The sequence below is a fragment of the Aequorivita sp. IT1183 genome (genome assembly GCF_058068265.1).
This window is the reverse complement of the sequence record NZ_JBYRHS010000004.1, coordinates 67,259-91,961: the sequence shown is the minus strand read 5'-3', so window position 1 is coordinate 91,961 and position 24,703 is coordinate 67,259. Positions and strand designations below refer to the sequence as shown.

Genomic DNA, 24,703 nt, shown 5'->3' with positions numbered 1-24,703 from the left:
CGAAATGCTCAAACTGAGATTGTAATTATTCTACAATCATTTTCTTAGTAACCGTTTGCGCATCATTACTGAAGTTCACAAAATATAAACCTGCAGGAAGGTTTATTGCTAGTGTATTCTGCCCTTCGGAAATAGTTTCAGTAGAAATTAAATTGCCCTGAACTCCGTATATTTGAACCTTTTCAAAAGAAACAATATTGTTGAAATTGATTTCGTTTTTCATCGGATTTGGATAAAAACTGAAGTTTTCGATTGTATTATCTGCTACGCCCAAAACGCCACATAGAAAAGGATCGAATGTTACTTCGCCTAAAGTTGGGTCGTCTACACTGTGAAAAATAACATCTTCCACTTGCGCTTCTGTGCTTTGTTCTCCTTCAATCCAACAGTTATTTTTTGCTGAAACAGTATTAGCCGTATTGTTGTAAAGTGCATAAACCGCTCCGCCGTTACCGTTTTCAGAAAAAACATTGTTACCAGGATTTGCAGCATCATCGCCAAGATTTATAGAAGCCGAATCTTGAAGGGTAATTCCCCAAAGATTTCTTCGTATTTGGTTGCCCGAAACAATTACTTCAGGACCAACTACCGATGTCTGCATATTAATACCGCTTCCTCCAAGAAGAGGATCGTTTTGAATATTGTTATCTTCAATAATATTGTTTGTGATTTCAGCAGTATTCACTGAACCTAGAATCGTAATTCCGTAACGGTTTCCACGAATAGTGTTATTATCGATAAGCACGTTCACATCGCCGCCCACGAAGTTGGCAATTGCAATACCTCCAGCCTGTTCTGATGCAGGATCGCCTATGATTGTATTTTGAATAATTTCCAACGGAATATTTGGCAAAGTAGTACCCAGATTTATCTGCGGACGATTAGAATTGTTTTTGTTATTCCCTTCAATTGTATTATTGAAAATATATGCTGACACTGCTGAATTCGCTGCCGAGCCAATAGCTGGATTACTATTAAAAGTGATAGTATTGTTAGTTATTTGCGGCAATCCGCGAGACAACTGAATTACTGCACTTGTAGTTGTACCTGAAACATTATTAGTAAGTGTGCAATTATCTATTGAAAAAGTTTCGGTTAAAACGCGAAGTCCGCCGCCATATTCAATAGTCGAATTTTTAATATCGATAGTTGAAAGTTCCTCAAAACGAAAACCGTCGTAAGGCGCATTTTCATCAACCGCAGTAATTGTAACTGCATCAGTATCTATTGTAAAATCTCCAAAAACCGTTACTCGTTTACCACCATCAATTAATAGTGTTAAGTCTGTATCAATAATAACCGCATCATTTGCGGCAATGGTTAAATTCCCCAACAATGTGTATTCGCTACCAGAAATGGTAATTGTAGAAGGGCTTGCCGCAGCAATATCGTCAAGGGTCCAGTTTACACCCGTATCTGGAGTTGTATAATCCTGCGCAAGTACTATAGCGCAAGTAAAAAAAGTTAAGAATGTAGTAAGAATAATTTTTTTCATCATTTTTTGTTTTTTTTGAAGTCGCAAAAATAGGGATATGAACTAACGCAAAAAAACAAATTAGTAGGTTTTACATTTTAGTAAAAGAATTAACTTTGAAATATGGTACTATACATTTTAATGATTTTTTTTATCATTAGTCCTTTTTTTCCAGCGACTCAAAATCCACATTGGTTTTTCCGCACCGCAGATTTTGTAAGACTTCAATCCTTGGTTATTCAATTTATCTTGTTGGGCCTCTTTTTATATTTCGAAGAAAATTATACGGTCTTTAGCTGGGTATTACTTTCTGCTATTGTTGCCACAATAATCTATCAGCTTTATAAAGTGTTTCCATATAGTTCTCTTTTCCCAAGAAGAAAATCGGAGGCGGCGAGCGACGGTCAAGTTTCTATTTTAGCGGGAAATGTTTTACAAACAAATTCGTGTTACCCAGATTTTTTAAACGAAATAAAACGTTTTGATCCAGATTTGATTTTAACAATGGAATCTAACAAAGATTGGGAAAACTGTCTTTCAGAGATTGAAAAAGATTATCCATTTACAGTGAAAGTACCTTTAGAAAATTTTTATGGAATGCATCTGTATTCAAAAATAGAATTAGAGAATGTTGAAGTGAAATATCAAATTGAAGATGATAAACCTTCCATATTCTTCGATTTTCCTATAAAAGGAAAACCGCCTATTTATTTTTGCTGTTTGCACCCCGCACCTCCTAGCCCTACAGAGAATGAGACTTCTAAGGAACGCGACGCCGAGTTAATGCTTACAGGAAAGCAGATACGCAAGTTAGATAAGCCAACAGTTGTGTGTGGCGATATGAATGATGTAGTATGGAGCCGAACTACGCGTCTTTTTAAAAAAATGACTGGAATGATCGATCCACGCGTGGGCCGGGGGTTTTTCTCAACTTTTCACGCTGGGTATATATTTCTACGGTTTCCGTTGGATCATTTATTTCACACTCGCGATTTATTTGTAGAGAAAATGGTGCGTTCTAAAAACTTTGGAAGTGATCATTTTGCGATGTATTATGAAATTCATCATAAAAGAAAAGTGCAAACGCCAAAAAATCCAAAACTAAACGGAGACGATAAAGCGGAAATTGAGGAGTTGATTGAAGAGGGGAAAAACAATTAAAAATAAGCCCGCTAATTCTGAAGAGCCTTTAAACGAACCCTTTTAAAACAAAAAAAGCCCCTCATTTCTGAAGAGCTTTCTACTTTTGTACAGGCGGAGAGACTCGAACTCTCACACCTTGCGGCACTAGATCCTAAGTCTAGCGTGTCTACCAATTCCACCACGCCTGCATTAAAATTTTTTACAACACTTAGGATATATTGTAAAAGAAGCCTGCCCGTCTTTTTCAAAACTTGCTTCGGCGGGTGCAAATATAAAAAATACTTCCAAATGATTGTCAACTTATCCTAAATTTTTTATCGAATTATTTCCAAAGCAATAATTTCTTTTTCAAATACCATTAAAGCTCCTTTTGTAAGTCTAAAATCATCGCTCGGGAAGTTTCGGTTTCCATCAATTTTAGCTGTTCGATCATTTGCAATTTCGTTTCGCGGGAGTATTCTGGTTTAGCGCCTTCCAAATCAAAATTGTAGCCACAGTCCAAAAATAATGCATCCGACCAATCATTGCGCAAACAGTCCATAACTAAATGAAAACGGTCGGTTTCCCCATCATTGCGCACACTGTGCGATAAATTATAATTGCCGTACCAACATTCTCCAGGCAACATTTTCACCTGTTCACCATTTATTAAAAAGCGCACCCCATTATTGGTAACTAAGGGAATATGAATTCTGAAATTTCCGTCTTCATAACTCAAATTATCATCGGTATGCTCCTTAATAATACTGCCAGATTTAAGATTTAAGAGTCTAATTGATTCTTTTTCACATTTAAACGAATCGATTATTTCATTAAAATATGCGCATTTTTGAAGCAGTATTGTATTATTAAATTTTTCTCCATCTATGGAGAATGCAAAATTATTGTCCATTTCGCCATCCTGCGAACGTAATGCAATTGAAGTCCACTGACCACTAAAGTCATTTTTGTTATAATGCAAGTTGAAATTATAATCTTTACAGACCTCCAAATCTTTCTGCAGTTTTTCTTCCGAAAAGTGAAAATTTAATTTTAAAAAAGCGTTTTCCATAAAAATGAAATCTTTGGTTCAGCCTACAAATTACTGCATTTTTAGTACTTTTAGAAAAAATTATTATTTATAATGAAAAGTGCAAAACCTTATATTGAAAAAAACAAAGAACGTTTTATAGACGAACTAGTTGAACTGTTGAAAATACCTTCCATCAGCGCAGATTCTGCCTATAAAAAAGATGTTTTAAAAACAGCTGAAGCTGTAAAAACCCAACTTGAAAAAGCTGGCTGCGATAGCGTAGAAATCTGCGAAACGCCAGGTTATCCAATTGTTTACGGCGAAAAGATGATCGATGAAAAGTTACCCACCATTTTGGTTTATGGGCATTACGATGTGCAACCGCCAGATCCGTTAGATTTATGGAATAGCCCACCGTTTGAGCCAGTTATTAAAAAAACAGAACTACATCCCGAAGGCGCCATTTTTGCCCGCGGAAGTTGCGACGATAAAGGCCAAATGTATATGCACGTGAAAGCGTTGGAATATATGACTCAGACCGATCAATTACCCTGCAACGTAAAATTTATGATTGAAGGGGAAGAAGAAGTTGGCAGCAGTAGCTTAGAATGGTTTGTATCCAGAAACCGCGAAAAACTAGCTAACGACGTTATATTAATTAGCGATACAGGAATGATTGCCCCCGATACGCCTTCAATAACAACCGGACTTCGTGGTTTGAGTTATGTGGAAGTTGAAGTAACGGGCCCAAATAGAGATCTGCACAGTGGTCTATACGGCGGCGCAGTTGCAAACCCGATAAATATTTTAACTAAGATGATTGCGTCTCTTCACGATGAAGACAATCATATTACCATTCCAGGATTTTATGACGATGTAGAAAATCTTTCAAAGGAAGAACGTGCGAAAATGGCGGAGGCTCCTTTCAATCTTGAAAATTATGAAAAATCAATAGGTATTAATTCAGTTTATGGAGAAAAAGGCTACTCAACCAACGAACGCAATTCCATTCGCCCTACTTTAGATGTAAACGGTATTTGGGGTGGCTACATTGGCGAAGGCGCTAAAACTGTTATTGCCAGTAGCGCTTTTGCAAAAATAAGTATGCGTTTGGTGCCAGATCAAGATTGGAGAAAAATCACTGAGCTTTTCAAAAATCACTTCGAAAGTATTGCTCCAAAAGGCGTTACTGTAAAAGTGAAGCCGCATCACGGCGGACAAGCTTATGTTACACCAATTGATAGTTTAGGTTACAAAGCAGCTGAAAAGGCATACGAAGAAACCTTCGGAAAGACGCCAATTCCACAACGCAGTGGCGGAAGTATTCCGATTGTAGCTTTGTTTGAAAAAGAACTGAAAAGCAAAACCATTTTAATGGGCTTCGGATTGGATAGCGACGCCATCCACTCCCCCAACGAACATTTCGGGATTTGGAATTATTTAAAAGGAATTGAAACCATCCCGCAGTTTTATCATTTTTTTACGGAAATGAGTAAGTAAATGTAGTATCGAGTGCAGGCGGGAGTTTTAGTTCTCGACTGCGCTCGAACTGACATAATTATAGTTTCTTCACGAAATCTGTAATAATCACTATTTGCTGCCCATCTACTTTGCCTTCAATGTATTTTTCGTTTTCGTGATCTAAGGAAATTCTTCGAACTGCAGTGCCTTGTTTTGCAACCATACTGCTACCTTTCACTTTTAAGTCTTTTATAAGCACCACAGAATCTCCAGTTTCCAAGATAACGCCATTACTATCGCGGTGAATAATCGCATCGGCTTTTGCTTCAGCTACACCAGCTTTTGCCCACTCTTTGGTTTCATCTTCCAGATACATCATATCTAGCAAGTCTTGTGGCCAACCTTCAGCTTTCAAATGGTTTAGCATACGCCAAGCCATAACTTGCACGGCAGGAACTGTGCTCCACATGCTGTCATTTAAGCAACGCCAGTGATTCGGCTCTACTTTTTCTGGGTCTTCAATTTGCTCCTTACACGTGTTGCAAATTAAAATGTTAACCTCAGCTACATCTGTTGGCGAGTCTGACACTTCAAAAACATTAAGATTTTCTTCGTTTCCGCAAAGTTCACATTTATTATCGCTTCGCTTTTGTAGTTCTTTTTCTGAATTCATCTTTCAAATATTTATTCCAGTGCCAAGGCTATGGAGAATTTGGAGGCAAAGATAACCGAAAGGTCGAAATAGACCTCAAAGGTTCTAAAAAGCTTTGAGGTTTCAAGAACAGCTGATTTTTGCACGTTTTGTTGAAATACATTTTGTGACTCATAATTCATACCTTTATAAAGTTTCAGCGCATATAATTTTCTTATTATGAAATCAAAAACCACCTCACTCGCCTTATTTTTAATCAATACTATTTTTATTGCAATCGTCTCTTTTTCAGCTTTCGGTCAGAACAATAAGGAATTGGAAACGCTAATTTCTTCCTATAAAACATACAGCGAATTGCCGCGCGAAATAAGTTACGCCCACCTCAACAAAACCGTTTTTTTAAAAGGAGAGATTATGGGTTTTACAACTTACTTTTTTGATAAAAGCAGTAAGAAACCCTCCACAACTGTTACAAACGTTTACTGTACAATTTCTGATGAAAACAATAAAATTATAAAAAGCGAAATGATTTTGGCTAGCAATGGCGTTGCAAATGGCTCGTTTCAAATAGATAGCCTTTTTACTTCGGGACAATATATTTTTAAGGTTTACACCAATTGGATGCGCAATTTTGACGAGCAGAATTATTACTCTCAAACCATAAAAATTATAGATTCTGAAATAGAAAAGCCCAAAAACGCTCAAGTTATCACCTCCACTTTTGATGCGCAATTTTTACCGGAAGGCGGACATTTTGTAGCAAATACTAAAAATTCAGTTGGCGTAATTGTAAAAGACAGCTTGGGTTTTGGAGTGCCAAATATTTATGGGCAAGTTGTAGACGTTGCAAATAAGCCACTTATCGATTTCAAAACCAATCGCTTCGGAATTGGGAAATTCACCTTTACTCCCAATGAAACCGACACTTATAAAGTAGTTTTAAATTTTAACGGAACCGAACAAACGTTTCCACTAGAAAAAGCTGAAAATAAAGGAATTGCTTTAACAATGAACGATTTGGAAAATAAGGTTGCCCTTTCCTTCAGAACAAATAAAAACACCATTTCTGAAATAAAGAATAAAATATTTACGCTGGCAATCCACAATGGAAGTTTCCTAAAAACAACTGAAGTTTCCTTTGAAAATTCTCCCGAAGTTTTCAAAATGATAAAGTATGAAGATTTAAATCCGGGGATTAATATTTTCACACTTTTTGACGAAAACAACCAGCCAGTGCTGGAACGCTTATTCTTTAAATACGACGGGATTAAATTATTAGCCAGCGGAAACCATCAAATTTCGAACTCAAGAGATTCTATTACGGTAACAATTCCTATAAAAAATAGTGAGGCTTCGAAGGCGAATAACTTCAGTGTTTCGGTGCTTCCGGAAGAAACAAAATCTTACAATCCAAATAATAATATTATTTCGGCTACATATTTACAGCCCTATATAAAAAGTAAGGTTGAAAATGCAAGCTATTATTTTACCGAAATAAATAGAAAGAAAAAATTTGAGTTGGACAATCTGCTTTTAACCCAAGGATGGAGCAGCTATGATTGGAATACCATTTTTAACAATCCGCCAATAACGCTGTACAAATACGAGAACGGCATTGAGTTTAGAGCAAATGTAAACGGCAAAAACGGATCCGAATATATGATGTACGCCACCGAAAATAACGAAATGGAATTGTTTGATTTAGATAAGGATGACAAGGATTTTGGTGCCGTCGGTCTCTACCCAATGGAGTATGAAGAAATTCAATTTAGCGAGGTAAAAAAGAGTAATGGGATTGACAGACCAAATTTATATTTAATGTTTTCGCCATCGCGAATTCCAGATTTAAATAGAGTTGAAAACATTGCGCTGCAAAACGAGAAATCTTCCTATTATTTTCATTCGGGCCAAGAAATTCTCCAAAGCAGTTGGTCCAAAGCCGAAGAATTGGACGAAGTGATTGTAAAAGCCGATAAGGTTATATCGCGGGAAGACAAATTAGCAATAAGTGCCTTTGGAAAAGTGAAAGTAATAGACGATCAAATACGAAAATCGTTTTTCTTCTTTGGTGACTATATCAGAACTCAGGGATTCAAAGTTTATGAAACAATGGGGCAACTTTTAATACTCAATCCACGTCCAGTTACATTTGGTCAGGGAGAGACAATTACCACAAAAGGAACCTTAAACGGCACCACCAACACCAGTATAAAAGTCAAGCCCGTTACGGTTTATTTAGATAACATTCCACTTACTAATACCGATATGTTGTTCAGATATTCCATGGATAACATAGATTATATTACGATTGATAAATCAGGAACAAGTGAAGGAGGATTGGGAGCTCAAGGCGTAATAAAGATTTTTACCGATCCGCTAAAAGCCCAAAGTAAAATGCAAAGAAATGTTTCTCAGAGTATTCCTGTCCCTTTGACTTTCAGCAGTCCTAAAAAATTCTATACCCCAACATACTCTACTTATAATAGTAATTTTTATAAGAATTTTGGTGTCATAGATTGGTTTCCGAACCTTAAATTGGACACCGATGGCAATATTCAGTTTACAATGGCTAAACCAAAAACTGAACATTTTAAATTGTTTTTGGAAGGCACAGCGAATGACGGCAGTTTTATTTCGGAAGAAAAAACCGTTACAATGCTTCCCAATACCTCTGATTAAAGAAAGATTCCAAAAACAAGCAGCGCTTTTCAGTAAACCGAGCCATAAAATTTCTTACTCTACGTTTGTAGAATTGAAATATTTATTCTACGTTTGTAGAGTTAATTCAAATTTTACTTAAATGGCACTATCAAATTCCGAAGAACAATTAATGCAACTCCTCTGGAAAAAGGAACGCGCTATTATGAAAGATTTAGTTGAAGCCTATCCAGAGCCAAAGCCTGCAACCACTACAGTTGCTACGCTTTTAAAACGGATGCAGGACAAAAATTTTGTAGATTACGTTCAAATTGGGCGATCGCGCGAGTACTTTCCGTTGGTGAAAAAGAAGGATTATTTTTCGAAACACGTAAATGGGTTGATTAAAAATTTCTTTAATAACAGCCCGTCGCAATTTGCTTCATTCTTTACTGAAGAAACCAATCTTTCAAAAAAAGAATTGGAAGAATTAAAAACTTTAATCGATTCCGAAATTCAAAAAAAGTAATTATGGAACTCTATTTTTTAAAATCTGCCGCTTGCCTCGCACTGTTCTTCGCTTTTTACAAGCTGTTTTTGGAAAATACTTCCATTCATAATTTTAAGCGTTTTTATTTATCGGGAAGTTTATTGGCTTCTTTTTTAATTCCGCTCATCACTTTTACAAGCTACGTTGAAGCTTCACCGGTTGTTCAAATTTCTTCGGAAGCAGCGCCACAAATTATTTTTACGCAAGCTGAACAAACCATCAATTATTGGCCGTATGTTATTTGGGCGATTTACGGGTTGGGAGTTTTATTTTTTAGTGTGAAATTTTTCAGAAATCTTTTCAGTTTAATTCAAAAAATTCGGAAGAATCCGAAGTACAAAAACACGCGTTTCATCAATATTCTTTTAAATGAAAAAGTAATTCCACATACATTTTTTAGCTATATATTTCTGAACAAAATACAATTTGAAAACCAGGATATTCCTGCAGAAGTAATGCTTCACGAAGAAACTCATGCACGCCAAAAACACAGTTTAGATGTAATTGCGGTTGAACTTTTACAGATAGTATTTTGGTTTAATCCGCTGTTTTATTTCATTAAAAGAAGCATTAAACTAAACCACGAATTTTTAGCAGACCGTGCCGTATTAAAAGCGGGTGCGCAAACTTCAAACTATCAAAAAATATTACTGGCATTCTCATCAAATGCTTATACGCCATCGTTGGCACATTCAATCAATTATTCATCTATCAAAAAACGATTTACAGTTATGAAAACACACACCTCAAAAAGAGCCATTTGGTTTCGCAGTATTTTACTGTTGCCACTGCTAGCTGTATTAATTTACGGGTTTAGCACCAAAGAAGTTTTAATAGAACAAGCTGAAAAAAGCGCCGTTTTTGCAAGCGACACCATTGAAGATATTAAGATTGTAATTGACCACAACACAAAACTAACTTTAAACGGAATTCCTGTTAAACTTGAAGATCTTAAAACCGAAATCAACAAACGAAATACACATTTAACAGCTGAGCAAAAGCAAAGATATCTATCTGCCAATGTAGGACTATATGATGAAAAAGATAATGATTTAGCTGAAAACATCATAGAAATACTCCAAGCTAGCAATTATAGAAACTTAAGTATATATCACTTAAAAAACATGGAAGATGCAAATTTGGATACAAATTTTATAGTGAATTCCCTATCAGGAAAAACCGCTGAGGAAGCAGAAGTATTGTATCAAGAGCGTTCAATAGAGCGTGAAAAATTTAAAACTATTACAAGCGCTAATGTGAAAAATGATAAAAACAATCCTTGGTCAGTTCAAGTTGGTGAACCTGAGGAAAGAAACGAAAACACTGGGGAAATAATTCAACAAAAAGCCACCGAAGCCGAACTCGCCGAATACAACGAACTGGCAATAAAATACAACGCAGTGGATATTGAAAAACGCATTATTAAAAAGAAAGATTTAGAGCGTTTGGAAAATATCTATCGAAAAATGACAGATGCACAAAAAGCAAATGCACAATCTTTTCCAGAGTGTATTCCGCCGCCACCGCCTGCTCCAATAGTTAAGAAAGGAGAGGACAGCAATATTCCGCCTCCCCCACCTCCACCAGCTCCAAAAGTTCCTTCAGTAGAAAATGGAAATTTATATACGGCAGCTCAAGCTCCGCCACCGCCAAATTCAAACCCAGTTGAATACGTAAAGGAACTGGCAAAAAGAGGAGCCACTTTCTACATTGGCCCGCATAAGTACAGTGCCGAAGAAGCAATTATAATGGTTCAAAAAAGCGAGGAAGCGACTATTGATGTAAGCCAATATCCGAAGGTAATTATAGGTGGGTGCTAAATAAATACCTACAAGGTGATTGCTTCGTGCCTCGCAATTACACCTTGCAGGAATTCTAGTCTTTAGTTTATCCTGAGCGAAGCCGAAGGGCTCGAACAGACAAAAAAAAGACGCCTCTAAACTTTAAAGTTTAGAGGCGTCTTTTTTTAAACTTTTAATCTTTTAGATTCTATTCCAAGCATCATTTAAAACATTCACATCGGGCAAGATTTTATTTGGGTCTAAAATCACGCGTTTTACATCTTTTGTAGTTTTTAATAAATGTGACCAGCTATTGCCGCGTTGCCAAATTTCTACCGGAAGTAAAATCTCCTCTTTTGAATTGTCGGCATAAATAACTTGGAGTTGCACTGGCATTGGAACTTGTCCCGTATTTTCCACCGTAATTAAATAGTTTCCTTGAAACTTCTTCACTTCAGAAATACCTAAATCTATATTGCCGTTGCCATAAAACCATCCTTTCCAAAACCACGATAAGTCTTCGCCTACCACATTTTCCATATGGTTAAAAAAGTCGTTTGGTTGTGGATGTTTGTACGCCCACGTTTTAATATAGCTTTTAAAAGCATTGTCAAAACGCTCGTGCCCTATTATATATTCGCGAAGCAAGAAGAGCCCAGCGGCTGGTTTATAATAAGCTGTGTAGGCTAGGTTTCTGGCGTTCGCCACATCAGGATAAGTGTCTATGCCTTCGCGATTTTCGGAAGTTAAATAGCCCACTAAATTTTTTGGACTGTCTGAACGTGTGGGGAATTCGCCATTATTAAAAGCGGCGGTGCTATAATGATTTATAAATATATTAAAACCTTCGTCCATCCAAGGGTAACGGCGTTCGTTACTACCAACAATCATCGGGAACCAGTTGTGTCCAAATTCGTGATCTGTAACGCCCCACAAATCTTCATCGACACTTTTATAGTGGCAAAAACTAACCCCAGGATATTCCATGCCGCCAACGCTTGCCGCAACGTTTATTGCATTTTGGTACGGATACGGAAAATAGTTATTTGAGTAAAATTCTATAGAAGCTTTTGAAAATTCGGTAGATCGCGTCCATGCTTTTTTGCCATCACTTTCATTTGGATATACAGATTGTGCCAACCCTGATTTGCCTTCGCCAAGATTCATTCGGGCAGCATCCCAAATAAAAGCAGTTGAAGCAGCCCAAGCTACATCGCGTGTATTTTCCATTTTAAAATGCCAAGTGAGTGTACCGCTATTTTTGGCGTGTGCAATGGGTTTTCCCACCTCATCTGGTTTTATAATATAAACGGTTTCGTCACTTTTTTCTGCTTTAGACCATCTATCAAGTTGCTCTTTTGTAAGCACCTCTTTTGGGTTTTGCAACACGCCAGAACAAACAACGGTTTGATTAGCTGGCGCAGTAATTTTTACATCATAATTGCCGTACTCGCAATAAAACTCACCTGCCCCTAAATACGGATCAGTATTCCAACCTACAACATCATCAAAAACTGCCACTCGCGGATACCATTGTGCTAAAGCGTAAATAGTGCCGTCCTTAACTTCCAAACGCCCCATTCGGTCCATACCTTCTACAGGAACTTTAAATTTAAAATCCATTTTTATTTCAACCTTCCCTCCTTTTGCGGCCAAAGGCTTATCCAGCCAAAGTTGCATACGGGTATCTGTAATTAAATATTTTGAAGAAGTACCGGTTGTTGTTTTAGCTGAAACATTTTTCAATTCCAAACCGCCTTCCACGTCGCCACTGTATCTACCGCCTTGTACTGCGGTGGTTAGCGTGCCTCGTGAATTTTCGGTAAACCGATTTTGTTCCAAATAAATCCATATAAAATCTAATGTTTCGGGGCTGTTATTTGTGTACTGAATAGTTACGTTACCAGAAACCGTGTGGTTTTTGTCGTCCAGTGTTGCTTCCAAACTATAATCGGCTGAATTCTGCCAGTATTCTGGTCCAGGTTTTCCAGATGCAGAACGATACACATTACCCTGTCTGTAACTGAAATTATCAAATAGTTGCTGATTGCTTTGTTTTACTTCCTGTGCGGTTAGCGTGAAAGAAAATGTGGATAAAAGCAGCGTGATAAAAACTCCGTAAGCGAAATATTTCATTAGAATATAATTTTAAAAATAGTGAGCTAATGTACTAAATGCAATTTGAAATTGGTGTTAAAGAAAGTACTACAGAGTCTAAAATAGATTGAAGCTAAATGAAAAGCTTTTCAGCCAAGACTTAATGAATAAAAATGAAATCGGTTAACTAGAAAAATTTGATAAACGCATACTTTTATGCTCGTGTGTAGACAGCATTACGAATGGGAAAGTCCTAAAATTTAAGAATAATTACAATTTTAATAATCGGTAAAACATCATTGCCTGGAAAAACTTTAGTTTATAAAAAGCTACAAGAAATGTGCAATCTACCCATAAATCGAAGTGCAATTGTATCTTTACGGCGTCGGAAAAATATTATTTTGAGATAGGAAAATTAAGAAAAAACGAAATACAATTGATTTGTAATATATGTGAAATTTATTCTTATTAACGCCTTATCTCTTTATACAATACGTTAAATGAAGAAGAATTAAAAATGAAGAACAACGAAAAGACCAGCTGGAGTACCTGTCCAGAATGTCATGGACGCGGCAAAAAAAGCCAGAGAATTCGCAAGAAAATGCGACTCGCCTACCAAAATGCATTAATTCAATTTGAAAAAACAAATGGCGAAGGAACGCCTCCTGTTCGTCCTAAAGGTCACTTAAATTCATGTTTAAATTGTTCTGGATCTGGGTTGGTGCAATCTGCTAACCATCCCGTAGCAGATAAAGAAAATTACCCGCACGTTGCTATTATTGGTGGCGGTATTGGCGGTGTGGCACTTGCTGTGGCCTGTTTGCACCGAGGCATTCCTTTCACTCTTTATGAACGCGATAGTGGTTTCAATACTCGTTCTCAAGGTTATGGACTTACTTTGCAACAAGCTAGTAAAGCGATTGAAGGATTTGGAATTTTCTCATTAGAAGAAGGGGTTATTTCAACAAGACACGTTGTTCATACTACAGACGGAAAAGTGATTGGTGAATGGGGTATGCGGAAATGGACGCCTGAAGATGAAAAAATGGCTCCGAAACGCACAAATGTACATATTGCACGACAGGCTTTACGCTTAGCACTGCTGAAGCAATTAGGTGGAAATTATGCGGTGCAGTGGGGGCACGAATTAATAGATTTTAAAGAAAGTAAAGACGAAACTGTTAATCTGAATTTTCAAGTGGACGGGCAGATGAAAAGCGTCAAGGCAGATCTTGTAGTTGGTGCAGATGGTATTCGAAGTGTTGTGCGTAACTTGCTAATTGGCGAAGATGTAACGCCATTACGTTACTTAGACTGCATTGTAATATTGGGTATATGTAGTTTAGATGCGCTTGAAGATTTAGATAATTCTTTATTAGACTCGGCCACTGTATTTCAAACCGCCAATGGTAATGAACGGATTTATGTAATGCCATTTTCGTCAGATTCGGTTATGTGGCAACTAAGTTTTCCAATGCCGGAAGAAGAAGCAAAAGCCTTGAGTAATTATGGCACTAAAGCACTCAAAAAAGAAGCGTGTAAAAGAACGAAATGGCACGATCCAATTCCTCAGATTTTAGCGGCGACCCCAGAAGCTCAGATTTCTGGTTATCCCGTATATGATCGAGAATTATTAAATTCAGAAATGTTGGAACAAGTTGGCCCAATAACATTAATTGGAGATGCGGCTCACCCTATGAGTCCGTTTAAAGGTCAAGGTGCGAATCAGGCGTTGTTGGATGCGCTGGCGCTGGCTCGTGGTATTTCACAAGGATGTAGACCCTTATCGCAATGGAGGGAAGTTGGAGTTAGGGAAAGTGTATTAACTGCCTTTGAATCAGAAATGCTAGAACGCAGTGCTTCCAAAGTAAAAGATTCCGCCGCTGCAGCAGCCTTTTTACATTCCGATATTGTGCTTCACGAGGGTGATGAGCCAAGAGGAAGATGTTTAAAAAGAAAGAATACAACAGCATAAAAACTTTAGGCTACGTACTTAGGCGAAAGTTTTGGATGGAACATTTTTATATAAAAAAAGGATCTGGTTTTTGGACCAAATCCTTTTTCTAAATTTAAAAACAGCACTGAAATTAACTGACTTTGCAGTTGTTATTTCAACTTAAATTTCAATACATATTAATTTATTGTGGTTGGGTAACCGTACTCTTTTGAAGCGTTGCCGCAGTTTGAGCCAATAATCTTCCGTTTATTGAAGAACCCGTTCTTAAATGAATTCCTGTCTGTCCTAATACGTTTCCTTCAAAATGGCTAGTTGTTCCAAAAGTAACTTCCCCAGCAACTTGCCAGAAAATATTTTTAGCTTGTGCACCACCTTTCAAGGTAACGTTTACGGCAGAACTCATATCAAGATTTCCAGCAATTTGAAATATCCAAACATCGTTCGGTCCACCTGCAAGTGCAATATCTGTTGGGATAACTACAGAACTTGTAAATTTATAAAGTCCGGCCGTTAGTGTTTCACCACCAATATTTCCGGCGCCTAAGTTTACAAAATCTGGAGTAGTACGTCCGGCAGCGTCAGTATATGCAGTTTGCATATTACTTATTGCCGTTGTTAACATACTTGCGCTTGTAGTTTTACAAGCTGGACCTGCAGCATCTACAGAATATACATTCCCGGTCACTTCGTCGCAGGCTAAAACCATAGCAGCACCAGTAATTGGGCTTGTACCTATATCGCCAGTAATAGCAGATTTATAGACACTCGTTATTCCTGTTTTTGTTAGAATTGCAAAATTACCTGCAACGCCAAGGTTTACTACTTTTAATGTTTTTTTACTGTCCGGTATTTTATCCGAAGAATTATTTGGTAGATCTGCGGTGCTTTCTACAATCGCGTTCAAATCAGCGGCACTGTCACTCATTTCACTCTGTTCGCAGCTGGCCAAAAATCCAACAAATACTAATGCTAAGGCTGGTAATATAATTTTAAGTTTCATAATTAGGTTTTATTTTTCGTGACTTAATTATCACGAGGGAATGGTTAAGGTTTGAATATTGTAATGGATACAATCATTATATCTAAAAGTAATTTTAATGATATAGTTAATTATATGTCACTATGTATTTTATAGGATCAAACCTACGACTATTTAAGTGGTTCAAAGGACAATTGGGATACTCTTGGGAATAAAATATTGTAGTTCGTCGAAATAAACGGTCATTTTAGCGATTATTTTAGAGTATTTTGAAGATATTCTTAAAACGTATTTATACTATTCTGTATTCATAAATATCTGATTTTTGGTTACATAGCTTGATTGAATTAGTTTAATATTATTTTGAACATTTTTGCTTTTCATCTATAATTAGCATTAAAAATACGAATCGTTGAAAATTTCATTGAAGTCATAAAGGTTAGCCAAAATGTAACAAAACATCTTGGACACCGGTTTCAAAAAAATCTAATTAATGTATCTTGCAGACCTATTAAAAGTTGAAATTATGAGAGAGAATAAAATGCTAAATTATATTGAAGAAGTAATAAAAAATATGCCAACAGATTGGTTGAATTTAACAACCCATCGGCTTGATATTTATGATGAAAGCTTAGCTAAAACTCAATTTTTAGATCAATTTGAAGCATTATTTAATGACGATAACGCTACTTCAGCTTCACTATATAAATTACCTACAGCTTACGACTATATTCGTTTAGGACATCCTTTATCTAGCATTTTGGAATGGGGAATTGCTAAATTAAATAAGCTACATTCAGAAAATGTGATTAGTTTTTCGTCCAAGACAATTCCTGTTTTGGCAATTTTAAGAACAAATTTACTCGATAATAAAAACACCCAAATACTGTATAAAGGCGAATTACCTGCATCTTTTGACGCCGATGTACTGAAACGAGTTTATGGATATAATTTTGAGCTGAAGAAAATTGAAGACATAAAAAATGTTTCTCAATTTGACGGCAGTACTATTTTCATTTCACAACAAGATGAAATTGGCACTGTTAATCTCACTCCAAATATTGACTTTTTCATCAGTCTTCATGGGCACCTTGGAAGCATTTTAATAGTGAACGGTGAAGAAAATGAAAGTTATATTTCAGATATTCAACACGTAAGAAGAAGAGAGACAATTGCAATGACGCCAGCCAATAGTCTTGAAGCATTAAAATTATTCGTATCACAGTCTTCATTAGAGAAAGCGACTACAAATGCTGATAGCAATCAGTACGAGGAAAATAAAACAAGTGTTTTAAATTCACTCAAAGAGATTACAGACACGAAGATAAAACCCCTAGTTGCTTCTAGCGGATTATCTATTCAGTATGCTATAATGATGGGGCTCGTTCACGATGCTTTAGAAAACCATAAAGGAAAGGCGATAAAATTTATTGTTCCTCCTAATTGTTACGGCGGTACAAATGACCAAGCACGTCGTGTTGCTGCGTGCCTCGATAATGTAGAGATAGTAGATTTACCTGTAGATGGGGATAACGAAATGGTTAAAAGCATCGATAGCATTTTAGATAAAATTGCCAGCGACGATGCTATTCCTTATATAATCGCAGAAATTCCGACTAACCCTAGAGTTGAAGTTCCAGATCTTTTAGAATTGAAATCGGTTTTAAGTAAAAAACGAAAAACGAGTAAAGGTGAAATTGCTATCGAACCTGTTTTTATTTTAGATCAAACATTTTGTCCAAATTTTCACTTTTTAGGTGAAGGCGAAACACTTTCAACAATTAGAGCTATTTCATACGCTAGCGGATCAAAATTCCCAAGTGGTGGGAAATGTACTGCGGGCTACTGTGTAGCAAATGATAAGGCGGAAGCTTTGATGAATAAAATTGATATGCATTTAGATCTTTGCGATAATGAGGCAACAGCGCTTCAATATGAAATATTAGCAAAGCAATTACCTTCAATGAACCAGAGGATATTTGATGCGTATAAAAATACACGCGAATTTGTAAACTACATCCACGAAGTTTTACCAGCCGCAAAAATCAATTTTGTTTCAGAAGAATTGGCGAATGAAGGATTTACGCCTTCGGTGTTTTCGTTAGATCTTCCCACAAAAGGAAATACGGCTGAAGAAAGAGAGACGTATAAAAGGGCGTTGAATCTTAAATTAATCAATTTAATGATTACAGAAATTCCTAATGAAAGTAAATTCTGCGTGAGTTACGGACAATTAAAAGGATGTTACTGGACGGTACCCGCGACTTCAACGCAAGGGACGACAAAAGAAGGCGATAAAGATTATATTGTGCGTGTATCACTTTCACCTAATTTGGATCTTGAACTTCATAAGAAGGTGTTCCTGAAATTTGTGAATGAAATTTAGCAACAAATAAATGCCGAACCTTGAAATAGTATCTGAAAACATTGATTACATAGTTGTAAACAAAACGGCTGGACTGATAACTGAAAAAAGTCCTTACGAGAAGTGCACGGTTGAAGATCAGGTTTTTAATCATCTTTCCAAAAATAAACAAAAGCCATTTGTTGGAATCATACACAGATTAGATCGCGTAACAAGTGGCGTGTTGATTTTCGCAAAGAAAAAAAGTATTCTTGTTGAATTTAATGAGCTGTTTAGTAGTCGGAAAATTCAAAAAACGTATTTCGCAATTGTTAAAAATAAGCCACTAAAAGAGAAGGAAAACTTACATAATTTTCTAGTAAAAAATAACCTTGAAAAAAGAGCAGATATTGTTCCGTCAAAATCAAAAGACTCTTTGGAATGCAGTCTTTCTTATAAAGTTATAGGTAAAAACGATTTTGGTTATCTATTAGAAGTAAAACCAAAAACTGGTAGATTTCATCAAATAAGAGCACAATTAGCAAATATAGGACTCCCCATTTATGGAGATGAAAAATATGGTTCCGATCAAAAATACTTACCGCTGTCTGTTTGCCTTCACGCCTGGAAATTAAGCTATCAAGACGCTGCTTCTCAAGAAATGAAAACCTTTGAAGCACCAATGCCAAAAAACAAATTTTGGACATATAAAACTGTTTGAAATTAGTAGTAACTACGATTCTACTGCTCAAAAAAGTTTCCGCGCGATTACAAAGCTTATAAGCCAAACTACTAAACGTTATAAATAAAGAAACCTTCCAATTGGAAGGTTTCTTTATAATTTACATTTCCGAAGAACTTATTCAATAATCATTCTTTTGGTGTCTAGTCTTTTTCCATTAATGTATAGCGAATATAAAAATACTCCAGCGCTGAGTCCGGCTCTATTTATGTTGAAAATACCTTCACCTACATTATTGATTGGAATTCTGTTGATGAATTGCCCAAGGGTGTTTGTTACTATAATTTCAGCCTTATCAAACGCAAAAGGAATGTTATAGCCTATCTGTGTTGAATTGCCAAACGGATTTGGCACGTTTTGTAATAAATATGCCTCGCTCCTATTTAAGTTTACATCTTCCACTCCTAAGGTACAAGCACAGCCTTCTAAGAACTCAACTCTAGCGATAAGGTCGTCAATTTGTTGCTGCTGGTTTGCATTTTGTATTTCCAACGGCAATAAAATAGTTGACAAATCTACTTGTACAAAACTTGTATTTTCAATCAACAATTTTAATGTAGTACCCGCTAGTGAAAATTCTGTAACGCTCTGATTATCTGTATTATCTAAGTAGGCAGAAAGATCTACATTGCCACCGTCTTCAAGGTTTAAAGTATTTCCTGCAAGCGAAAGTTGTTGGTCATCTGTACCTACGTCGTTTAAAGTAGAAAGATCCACATTTTGCGAAGTTCCACCTGAAATTCCAATAGTTAAAATGTTTCCTGCCAATCCTGAACCAGCGATGTTTTGGCCATCTGTATTATCTAAATAGCTTGCTAGGCTAACAGTTCCACCGTCTTCTAAGTTTAGGTTGTTTCCTGCGAGAGATATTTGTTGGTCATCTGTTCCAGAATTATCTAAGGCTGAAAGATTCACAGTCTGCGATAATCCGCCTGAAATCCCAACAGTTAGCATATTTGCCGCAAAGCCTGAGCCAGCGATGTTTTGGTTATCTGTATTGTCTAAATAACTTGCTAGGCTAACTGTTCCACCATCTTCCAAGTTTAGATTGTTTCCTGCGAGCGATATTTGCTGATCATCTGTTCCCGAATTATCCAATGATGAAAGATCTACGATTTCTGAAGTCCCACCAGAAATTCCAACGGTTAGCATATTTGCCGCAAAGCCTGAGCCAGTGATGTTTTGGTTATCTGTATTGTCTAAATAGCTTGAAAGATCTACTGTTTGTGTAGCTACCCCATCATCTTCCAAAGAAAGTTCTAAATCGTTCCCATTAAGTTGAAAAACATCGGCTCCTTGATCGTCTGTTCCAGGATTGTCTAAAGTTGAAAGATCTATGGTTTCTGAAGTTCCGCCAGAAATTCCAACGGTTAACATATTTGCCGCAAAACCAGAACCAGCTATGTTTTGGTTGTCTGTATTGTCTAAAAAGCTTGAAAGATCTACTGTTTGTGTAGCTACCCCATCATCTTCCAAAGAAAGTTCTAAATCGTTTCCATTAAGTTGAAAAACATCTGCTCCTTGATCGTCCGTATTGTCTAAAAACACTGAAAGATCTACGGTTTGTGTTGCTACGCCATCATCTTCTAAAGAAAGTTCGAGGTCGTTACCGCTCAATTGAAAAACATCTGCTCCTTGATTGTCCGTTCCGCCTGCACCGCCGGTAGACCAAGCTACGCCATCCCAAGTGTAAACACTTAAAACGTCTGTATCGAAAACAATTACACCAACTTCCGAAGTGCCCAAAGCAGTTCCCAGTGCAGTTCTTTCTACGGTGGTAAGTCTATTTAATTGCAAACCTTTATCTGTTGCATTTAAATCTATAGAGGCATTAACATTTGGAAAAGCAGTTCCACCCATTCCAATACCAACATTGCCATTAGAACCTATAGAAAGCGAACCTGTTGGTGCCGCTGGTTGTATTCTGAAAGGAAGTCTACTTCCATTAGTTACATCTCTAACAAAAAAGTTAGATTCGTTACCTGCAATGTCCCAAGTTTGTGGTGTAAATCCTGAATCTCCATTTTGTTCAAGCCTCATTGTTGGTGTGTCACCATCTGCAATATGAAGTTCAACCACTGGAGTATTAGTACCCAGTCCAACATTTCCACCTGTATCACTTACAAATAGCGCGTTGTTCCCTGCTCCTGCCATTACCCTAAATGGATTAGTACCAGCGGTAGCATCATCAATTCCGAAATAACTAGCGCCACCATTATTAATGTCATTGATTGTAATTCGCCAGTCGTTCAATGGAAAGCTAGCCGAAGTACTAGTATCATTAAAATAGATTCTTAAATTATTTTCAGCCAAGACGAAGGTGTCAAAACCGTAATTATAATTAGCTGGAATATCAACTCCAATCCCCAACGAACCTTGAATTTCAGAATCTGTCGAACTAATTACAACACTCTGAACATCCTGATCATCTATAGAGTAATCGGGTTGATTTTCAAGTAAGGTGGAAAATGGATTTTGTGCAAAAACGGTGACTGGCAACGTCAATAGAAATAGCCAGAAGAATATAAGATAGCGTTTCATAAAAGATAATTTGATTAGTTAGTTACTGTCAAGATAGATAATTCAAATTCCTTTTTATAATTCTATTTTATTTACTCGTTAAAACCCTAGATAAATAGGGCAAAGTGTAATTGATTAATAATCAACTCCTTACTTATAGCTAACAATTCTATTTTACTATATTTAACAATTAAACAATTCTAACCAAGAAAGAATGAAGTACAATTATTATTTGCGTATTGTTTTCATATTACTATTTTTTATAGCATTTACCACTTTAGTTCGTGCCCAAGTAACTTCGAATGTTTCAGATATTATTCACAAAATATATGAATTGGAAAAGGAACGAGATCCAAAATGTTACGCAACAGCAAACCGTTTGGAAGATTTTATGTACGGCACACCTTTAAATGAAGACGCCAGAAATTTTAAGATTGAAATTCAGAAAAGCATCATTTATTATTTAAAACAACAAGGAACGATTTTGGCCCAAGGAAAAGGCTTATCCCAAATTGAACCTTCCGAAATCCACGCAGTAATTAACGATCTCTCAGAGTATACAAAGAATGCTTCGGGAGATTATTTATACAAACTCACCACAGGTACAATTACTATTAAACAAAAAGATTTTAGGCAGTACAGCTCCGTTTCATACGGGTATCGTTCCTTACTTTCTGTTGAACAGGATTTGCTATATTTTTCGGAATCTGAATTATTATCATTCAATCAAGAAGCATTGCAAATTGCCAATGATTATGTAAACCTGCTTACCCTCGTAACGTTGAAAATTGCAGATATAAACGCTCGAAAGCACAACGAATTTACCATAAACAAAACGCGTTTAAAAGATAGCTGGGTATTGATATTGAATGAATCTAAAAACATTCACACTTTACAGGAAATAAATTATCCGAGCGTCGCAAAAGGTGAAACCACCGCAGCTGATGACAACAATGCGATGACAAAGGAAATTATTAAGCAAAAAATTGAATCTTATGAAAAGTACAATCAATTGGCTGAAAATGTTTTTCTCCGAAACATACAAGTGTATTTTGCTAGACAGAAGTGGCCTACGGAACTTACAACTTCGAACGAATTGCGGTCTTATTATTTAGAATCGTTAATAGGTTTTACAGCAGCTTTACTTCAAGAATCTGATAAAAACTCCGAAACAAATAATGAAGCTATTTTGCGAGTTGCAGATGTGCAAAAAGCACTAAATATATTTTTGCCCAGTTATACCAATACGTTTGAAGATGTAGCGTTTTTTCCGAATAACGGAGCGCAAGCTATCACCATAGAATCTTACGATTTGGATGCCTTTCGCGACAGCGGTTTTCATTGGAGAATTTTAGGTTACGCGCTGGACGACATTAAAAAAGGAACTCTAAAAAGTTTAGATCCAAATGCAGCAGAACAGCTTGTAGAAGGCATTGCGCAGTTTGGGGTTTTAGTGCTTCGGTTAGCGGGTGAAACTTCAAAATCTGCGGGAAAAAGTGTGCTTGATATTCAGGATTTACAAAACGCTTTATCTGAAGTTAAAGACCTCATCGCGAATTACGATTATTCGTCTAAAAAAGAAGTTTCTGTTGCACTAAGTTCTTCAAAAAGCACAAATGAAAACACGCAGGGTTTTGAAATAATTAATTCAGCTGCTAAAATAGATTTTGAACACAAATCTTCAGACTGGCTAAATAGATTGATTCGTGGCTACACTACTTCTTCCGAAGAAGGCGTGATTAAATTAGCCATTCCGCCAGCATTTGGAGGCTCTGGCGTTGCGTGCGAAGATATAAACCAAGATGGCGCAATAGATATTTTGCTCTTAGGAGGTTTTGGCAACAAACTATATCTCAATGCGAAAGATGGCACTTTTACAGATGTAACTGATAAAACCAATCTAAACAATTGGAATGAAGATTTAAACTCTTTCGGCGAAGCGCGGCAACCAATTATAGCCGATTTTGACAATGATGGAAAACAGGACATTTTTATAACCTACGTAAACGATGCCAACAGAATCTACAGAAATCTGGGAGATCTTCAGTTTGAAGATATGACAGCCCAAGCGCAATTGGGTGGCGAAAACGCCGTCGCCGGACCAGCAACCGCTTTTGATTACGACAATGATGGATTGCTCGATATTTACATTGGTTATTTCGGTAATTATGTAGCGGGAGTTCTTCCCACAATTCAACGGGACAACCAAAATGGAATGGCCAATAAGCTTTTCAGAAATTTAGGGAATTTTAAGTTTGAAGAAGTAGCCTATGCTGCAGATACACTTTCAGATTCAGGTTGGACGCAAGCCGTGGGTCATTCAGATATTAATCAGGACGGTTTGCAGGATATTATCGTTGGGAATGATTTTGGAGTGAACAAATATTACCTCAACACCCCAGAAGGAAAGTTTGTGGATATGAGTAAAACACTGGGCACCGATAAACCATCGTACACAATGAATATAGGCATTGCCGATCTTAATGGCGACTTCTTTCCAGATTTTTATATTTCGAATATTGTGGTGATGCAAAAAGATGAAAAATATGTAAGTCCAAATGCAGATACCAAAATGAAATTTGACCCAAAAAAGATGGCAACTATTCGAACTATTGAAGCTAACGATCTGTTTGTTTCTTCTAAAGGAGAAGAATCGCTAACGTATAACCTTTCAACTAATATTGGCCGCGGTTATGGTGCCACCGGTTGGTCTTGGGATGCAGACTTTTTCGATTTTGATAATGATGGCGATGAAGACTTGTATTGTCTAAATGGAATGAACGATTTTAGTGTGTATTCTAGTGAAAATCCGTTTTATTTTGAACGCGCTGAAGATTCCAAATCTATTGAATATGCTGAAAGCGATCGGGAACGAAATGTCTTCTTTGTAAACGAAAACGGAATGCTCACCAATAAGGCCGAAGCGTTTTCCTTAGATTTAAACAGCAACGCCCGCAGTGGTGCTTATTTTGATTATGACGATGATGGTGATTTAGATATAATTGTAAACAACTATCACGAGAAAGCGACGATGTTGGAGAACAAAACAGCAAATAGCAATAATTGGATAAAAATTAAACTTATTGGTGACCCAAATGCCAAAATAAATAGGGACGCCATTGGCTCTTCCTTCATTATAAATGGTAGCATTTGGAGAGAAATCCATAGCACTACGGGTTATCTTTCTGTGCATCCTAAAGAACAGCACATAGGTTTGGGGAATTCAGAAAATGTATCAATTGAAATACGCTGGAGCAATGGCGAAAAGGAGGTTTTAAACAATATAGAAGCAAACCATAGTTATTCAATTAACTATCCTAATAGTATAATTGTAAAACAATAAAATTAAAAAGA

15 protein-coding genes and 1 tRNA gene are annotated in these 24,703 nt (G+C 36.7%); 9 read left to right on the top strand and 7 right to left on the bottom strand.

Annotated features, from left to right (window positions below; all coding sequences use genetic code 11):
- Window positions 1-25: 25 nt before the first annotated feature.
- The gene (locus AC3RVF_RS08830) at window positions 26-1,498 is read right to left on the bottom strand and encodes a T9SS type A sorting domain-containing protein (protein WP_489693206.1); all 1,473 of its coding nucleotides are present in this window, start codon (window positions 1,496-1,498) and stop codon (window positions 26-28) included.
- A gap of 99 nt (window positions 1,499-1,597) precedes the next feature.
- Here AC3RVF_RS08830 and AC3RVF_RS08825 point away from each other — a divergent pair, with 99 nt between their 5' ends.
- Window positions 1,598-2,635: an endonuclease/exonuclease/phosphatase family protein gene (locus tag AC3RVF_RS08825; protein WP_489691283.1), complete on the top strand. Its 1,038-nt coding sequence runs from the start codon at window positions 1,598-1,600 to the stop codon at window positions 2,633-2,635.
- 88 nt (window positions 2,636-2,723) lie between these two features.
- On the opposite strand, the gene AC3RVF_RS08820 is transcribed toward AC3RVF_RS08825, so the two are convergent.
- Window positions 2,724-2,805: transfer RNA gene (locus tag AC3RVF_RS08820), tRNA-Leu, on the bottom strand.
- Between the two features lie 170 nt (window positions 2,806-2,975).
- Complete coding sequence (locus AC3RVF_RS08815; protein WP_489691282.1) at window positions 2,976-3,668, bottom strand: aspartyl/asparaginyl beta-hydroxylase domain-containing protein; 693 nt, start codon at window positions 3,666-3,668, stop codon at window positions 2,976-2,978.
- 72 nt (window positions 3,669-3,740) lie between these two features.
- Between AC3RVF_RS08815 and AC3RVF_RS08810 the strand changes: the two genes are divergently transcribed.
- Window positions 3,741-5,129, top strand: a complete 1,389-nt coding sequence (locus AC3RVF_RS08810) for a dipeptidase (protein ID WP_489691281.1) — start codon at window positions 3,741-3,743, stop codon at window positions 5,127-5,129.
- Window positions 5,130-5,187: 58 nt separating this feature from the next.
- On the opposite strand, the gene AC3RVF_RS08805 is transcribed toward AC3RVF_RS08810, so the two are convergent.
- Entirely contained in the window at window positions 5,188-5,763 is a 576-nt protein-coding gene (locus tag AC3RVF_RS08805) for a PhnA domain-containing protein (RefSeq protein ID WP_489691280.1), read from the bottom strand.
- Between the two features lie 198 nt (window positions 5,764-5,961).
- On the opposite strand from AC3RVF_RS08805, the gene AC3RVF_RS08800 reads away from it, so the two are divergent.
- The 3 genes from AC3RVF_RS08800 (at window position 5,962) to AC3RVF_RS08790 (ending at window position 10,749) form a co-directional block, all read left to right on the top strand.
- Window positions 5,962-8,421: a hypothetical protein gene (locus AC3RVF_RS08800; protein ID WP_489693205.1), complete on the top strand. Its 2,460-nt coding sequence runs from the start codon at window positions 5,962-5,964 to the stop codon at window positions 8,419-8,421.
- 121 nt (window positions 8,422-8,542) lie between these two features.
- Window positions 8,543-8,908 (top strand): BlaI/MecI/CopY family transcriptional regulator, encoded by a 366-nt coding sequence (locus tag AC3RVF_RS08795; protein ID WP_489693204.1) that lies wholly within the window; start codon window positions 8,543-8,545, stop codon window positions 8,906-8,908.
- 2 nt (window positions 8,909-8,910) lie between these two features.
- Window positions 8,911-10,749: a M56 family metallopeptidase gene (locus AC3RVF_RS08790; protein WP_489693203.1), complete on the top strand. Its 1,839-nt coding sequence runs from the start codon at window positions 8,911-8,913 to the stop codon at window positions 10,747-10,749.
- A 162-nt stretch (window positions 10,750-10,911) separates the two neighbouring features.
- Here AC3RVF_RS08790 and AC3RVF_RS08785 read toward each other — a convergent pair whose 3' ends face one another.
- The gene (locus AC3RVF_RS08785; protein ID WP_489693202.1) at window positions 10,912-12,846 is read right to left on the bottom strand and encodes a M1 family metallopeptidase; all 1,935 of its coding nucleotides are present in this window, start codon (window positions 12,844-12,846) and stop codon (window positions 10,912-10,914) included.
- Between the two features lie 478 nt (window positions 12,847-13,324).
- Here AC3RVF_RS08785 and AC3RVF_RS08780 point away from each other — a divergent pair, with 478 nt between their 5' ends.
- The gene (locus AC3RVF_RS08780) at window positions 13,325-14,782 is read left to right on the top strand and encodes an FAD-dependent oxidoreductase (protein ID WP_489693201.1); all 1,458 of its coding nucleotides are present in this window, start codon (window positions 13,325-13,327) and stop codon (window positions 14,780-14,782) included.
- Window positions 14,783-14,945: 163 nt separating this feature from the next.
- Here AC3RVF_RS08780 and AC3RVF_RS08775 read toward each other — a convergent pair whose 3' ends face one another.
- Entirely contained in the window at window positions 14,946-15,764 is an 819-nt protein-coding gene (locus AC3RVF_RS08775) for an ice-binding protein (protein WP_489693200.1), read from the bottom strand.
- Between the two features lie 505 nt (window positions 15,765-16,269).
- On the opposite strand from AC3RVF_RS08775, the gene AC3RVF_RS08770 reads away from it, so the two are divergent.
- Complete coding sequence (locus tag AC3RVF_RS08770; RefSeq protein ID WP_489693199.1) at window positions 16,270-18,129, top strand: cystathionine beta-synthase; 1,860 nt, start codon at window positions 16,270-16,272, stop codon at window positions 18,127-18,129.
- A 10-nt stretch (window positions 18,130-18,139) separates the two neighbouring features.
- The gene (locus AC3RVF_RS08765; RefSeq protein ID WP_489693198.1) at window positions 18,140-18,808 is read left to right on the top strand and encodes an RluA family pseudouridine synthase; all 669 of its coding nucleotides are present in this window, start codon (window positions 18,140-18,142) and stop codon (window positions 18,806-18,808) included.
- A 138-nt stretch (window positions 18,809-18,946) separates the two neighbouring features.
- Here AC3RVF_RS08765 and AC3RVF_RS08760 read toward each other — a convergent pair whose 3' ends face one another.
- Window positions 18,947-21,370 (bottom strand): beta strand repeat-containing protein, encoded by a 2,424-nt coding sequence (locus tag AC3RVF_RS08760; protein WP_489693197.1) that lies wholly within the window; start codon window positions 21,368-21,370, stop codon window positions 18,947-18,949.
- 193 nt (window positions 21,371-21,563) lie between these two features.
- Here AC3RVF_RS08760 and AC3RVF_RS08755 point away from each other — a divergent pair, with 193 nt between their 5' ends.
- Window positions 21,564-24,692, top strand: coding sequence for a CRTAC1 family protein (locus AC3RVF_RS08755; RefSeq protein ID WP_489691270.1), 3,129 nt, complete (start codon window positions 21,564-21,566; stop codon window positions 24,690-24,692).
- Window positions 24,693-24,703: the final 11 nt, after the last annotated feature.

Excerpts from the sequence above, each read along its gene's own strand:
- AC3RVF_RS08790 (WP_489693203.1), top strand. The coding sequence starts at position 8,911 with ATGGAACTCTATTTTTTAAAATCTGCCGCTTGCCTCGCACTGTTCTTC.
- AC3RVF_RS08755 (WP_489691270.1), top strand. The coding sequence starts at position 21,564 with ATGAAGTACAATTATTATTTGCGTATTGTTTTCATATTACTATTTTTT.
- AC3RVF_RS08825 (WP_489691283.1), top strand. The coding sequence starts at position 1,598 with ATGGTACTATACATTTTAATGATTTTTTTTATCATTAGTCCTTTTTTT.
- AC3RVF_RS08795 (WP_489693204.1), top strand. The coding sequence starts at position 8,543 with ATGGCACTATCAAATTCCGAAGAACAATTAATGCAACTCCTCTGGAAA.
- AC3RVF_RS08800 (WP_489693205.1), top strand. The coding sequence starts at position 5,962 with ATGAAATCAAAAACCACCTCACTCGCCTTATTTTTAATCAATACTATT.
- AC3RVF_RS08810 (WP_489691281.1), top strand. The coding sequence starts at position 3,741 with ATGAAAAGTGCAAAACCTTATATTGAAAAAAACAAAGAACGTTTTATA.
- AC3RVF_RS08785 (WP_489693202.1), bottom strand. The coding sequence starts at position 12,846 with ATGAAATATTTCGCTTACGGAGTTTTTATCACGCTGCTTTTATCCACA.
- AC3RVF_RS08815 (WP_489691282.1), bottom strand. The coding sequence starts at position 3,668 with ATGGAAAACGCTTTTTTAAAATTAAATTTTCACTTTTCGGAAGAAAAA.
- AC3RVF_RS08765 (WP_489693198.1), top strand. The coding sequence starts at position 18,140 with ATGCCGAACCTTGAAATAGTATCTGAAAACATTGATTACATAGTTGTA.
- AC3RVF_RS08770 (WP_489693199.1), top strand. The coding sequence starts at position 16,270 with ATGAGAGAGAATAAAATGCTAAATTATATTGAAGAAGTAATAAAAAAT.
- AC3RVF_RS08805 (WP_489691280.1), bottom strand. The coding sequence starts at position 5,763 with ATGAATTCAGAAAAAGAACTACAAAAGCGAAGCGATAATAAATGTGAA.
- AC3RVF_RS08780 (WP_489693201.1), top strand. The coding sequence starts at position 13,325 with ATGAAGAACAACGAAAAGACCAGCTGGAGTACCTGTCCAGAATGTCAT.
- AC3RVF_RS08760 (WP_489693197.1), bottom strand. The coding sequence starts at position 21,370 with ATGAAACGCTATCTTATATTCTTCTGGCTATTTCTATTGACGTTGCCA.
- AC3RVF_RS08775 (WP_489693200.1), bottom strand. The coding sequence starts at position 15,764 with ATGAAACTTAAAATTATATTACCAGCCTTAGCATTAGTATTTGTTGGA.
- AC3RVF_RS08830 (WP_489693206.1), bottom strand. The coding sequence starts at position 1,498 with ATGATGAAAAAAATTATTCTTACTACATTCTTAACTTTTTTTACTTGC.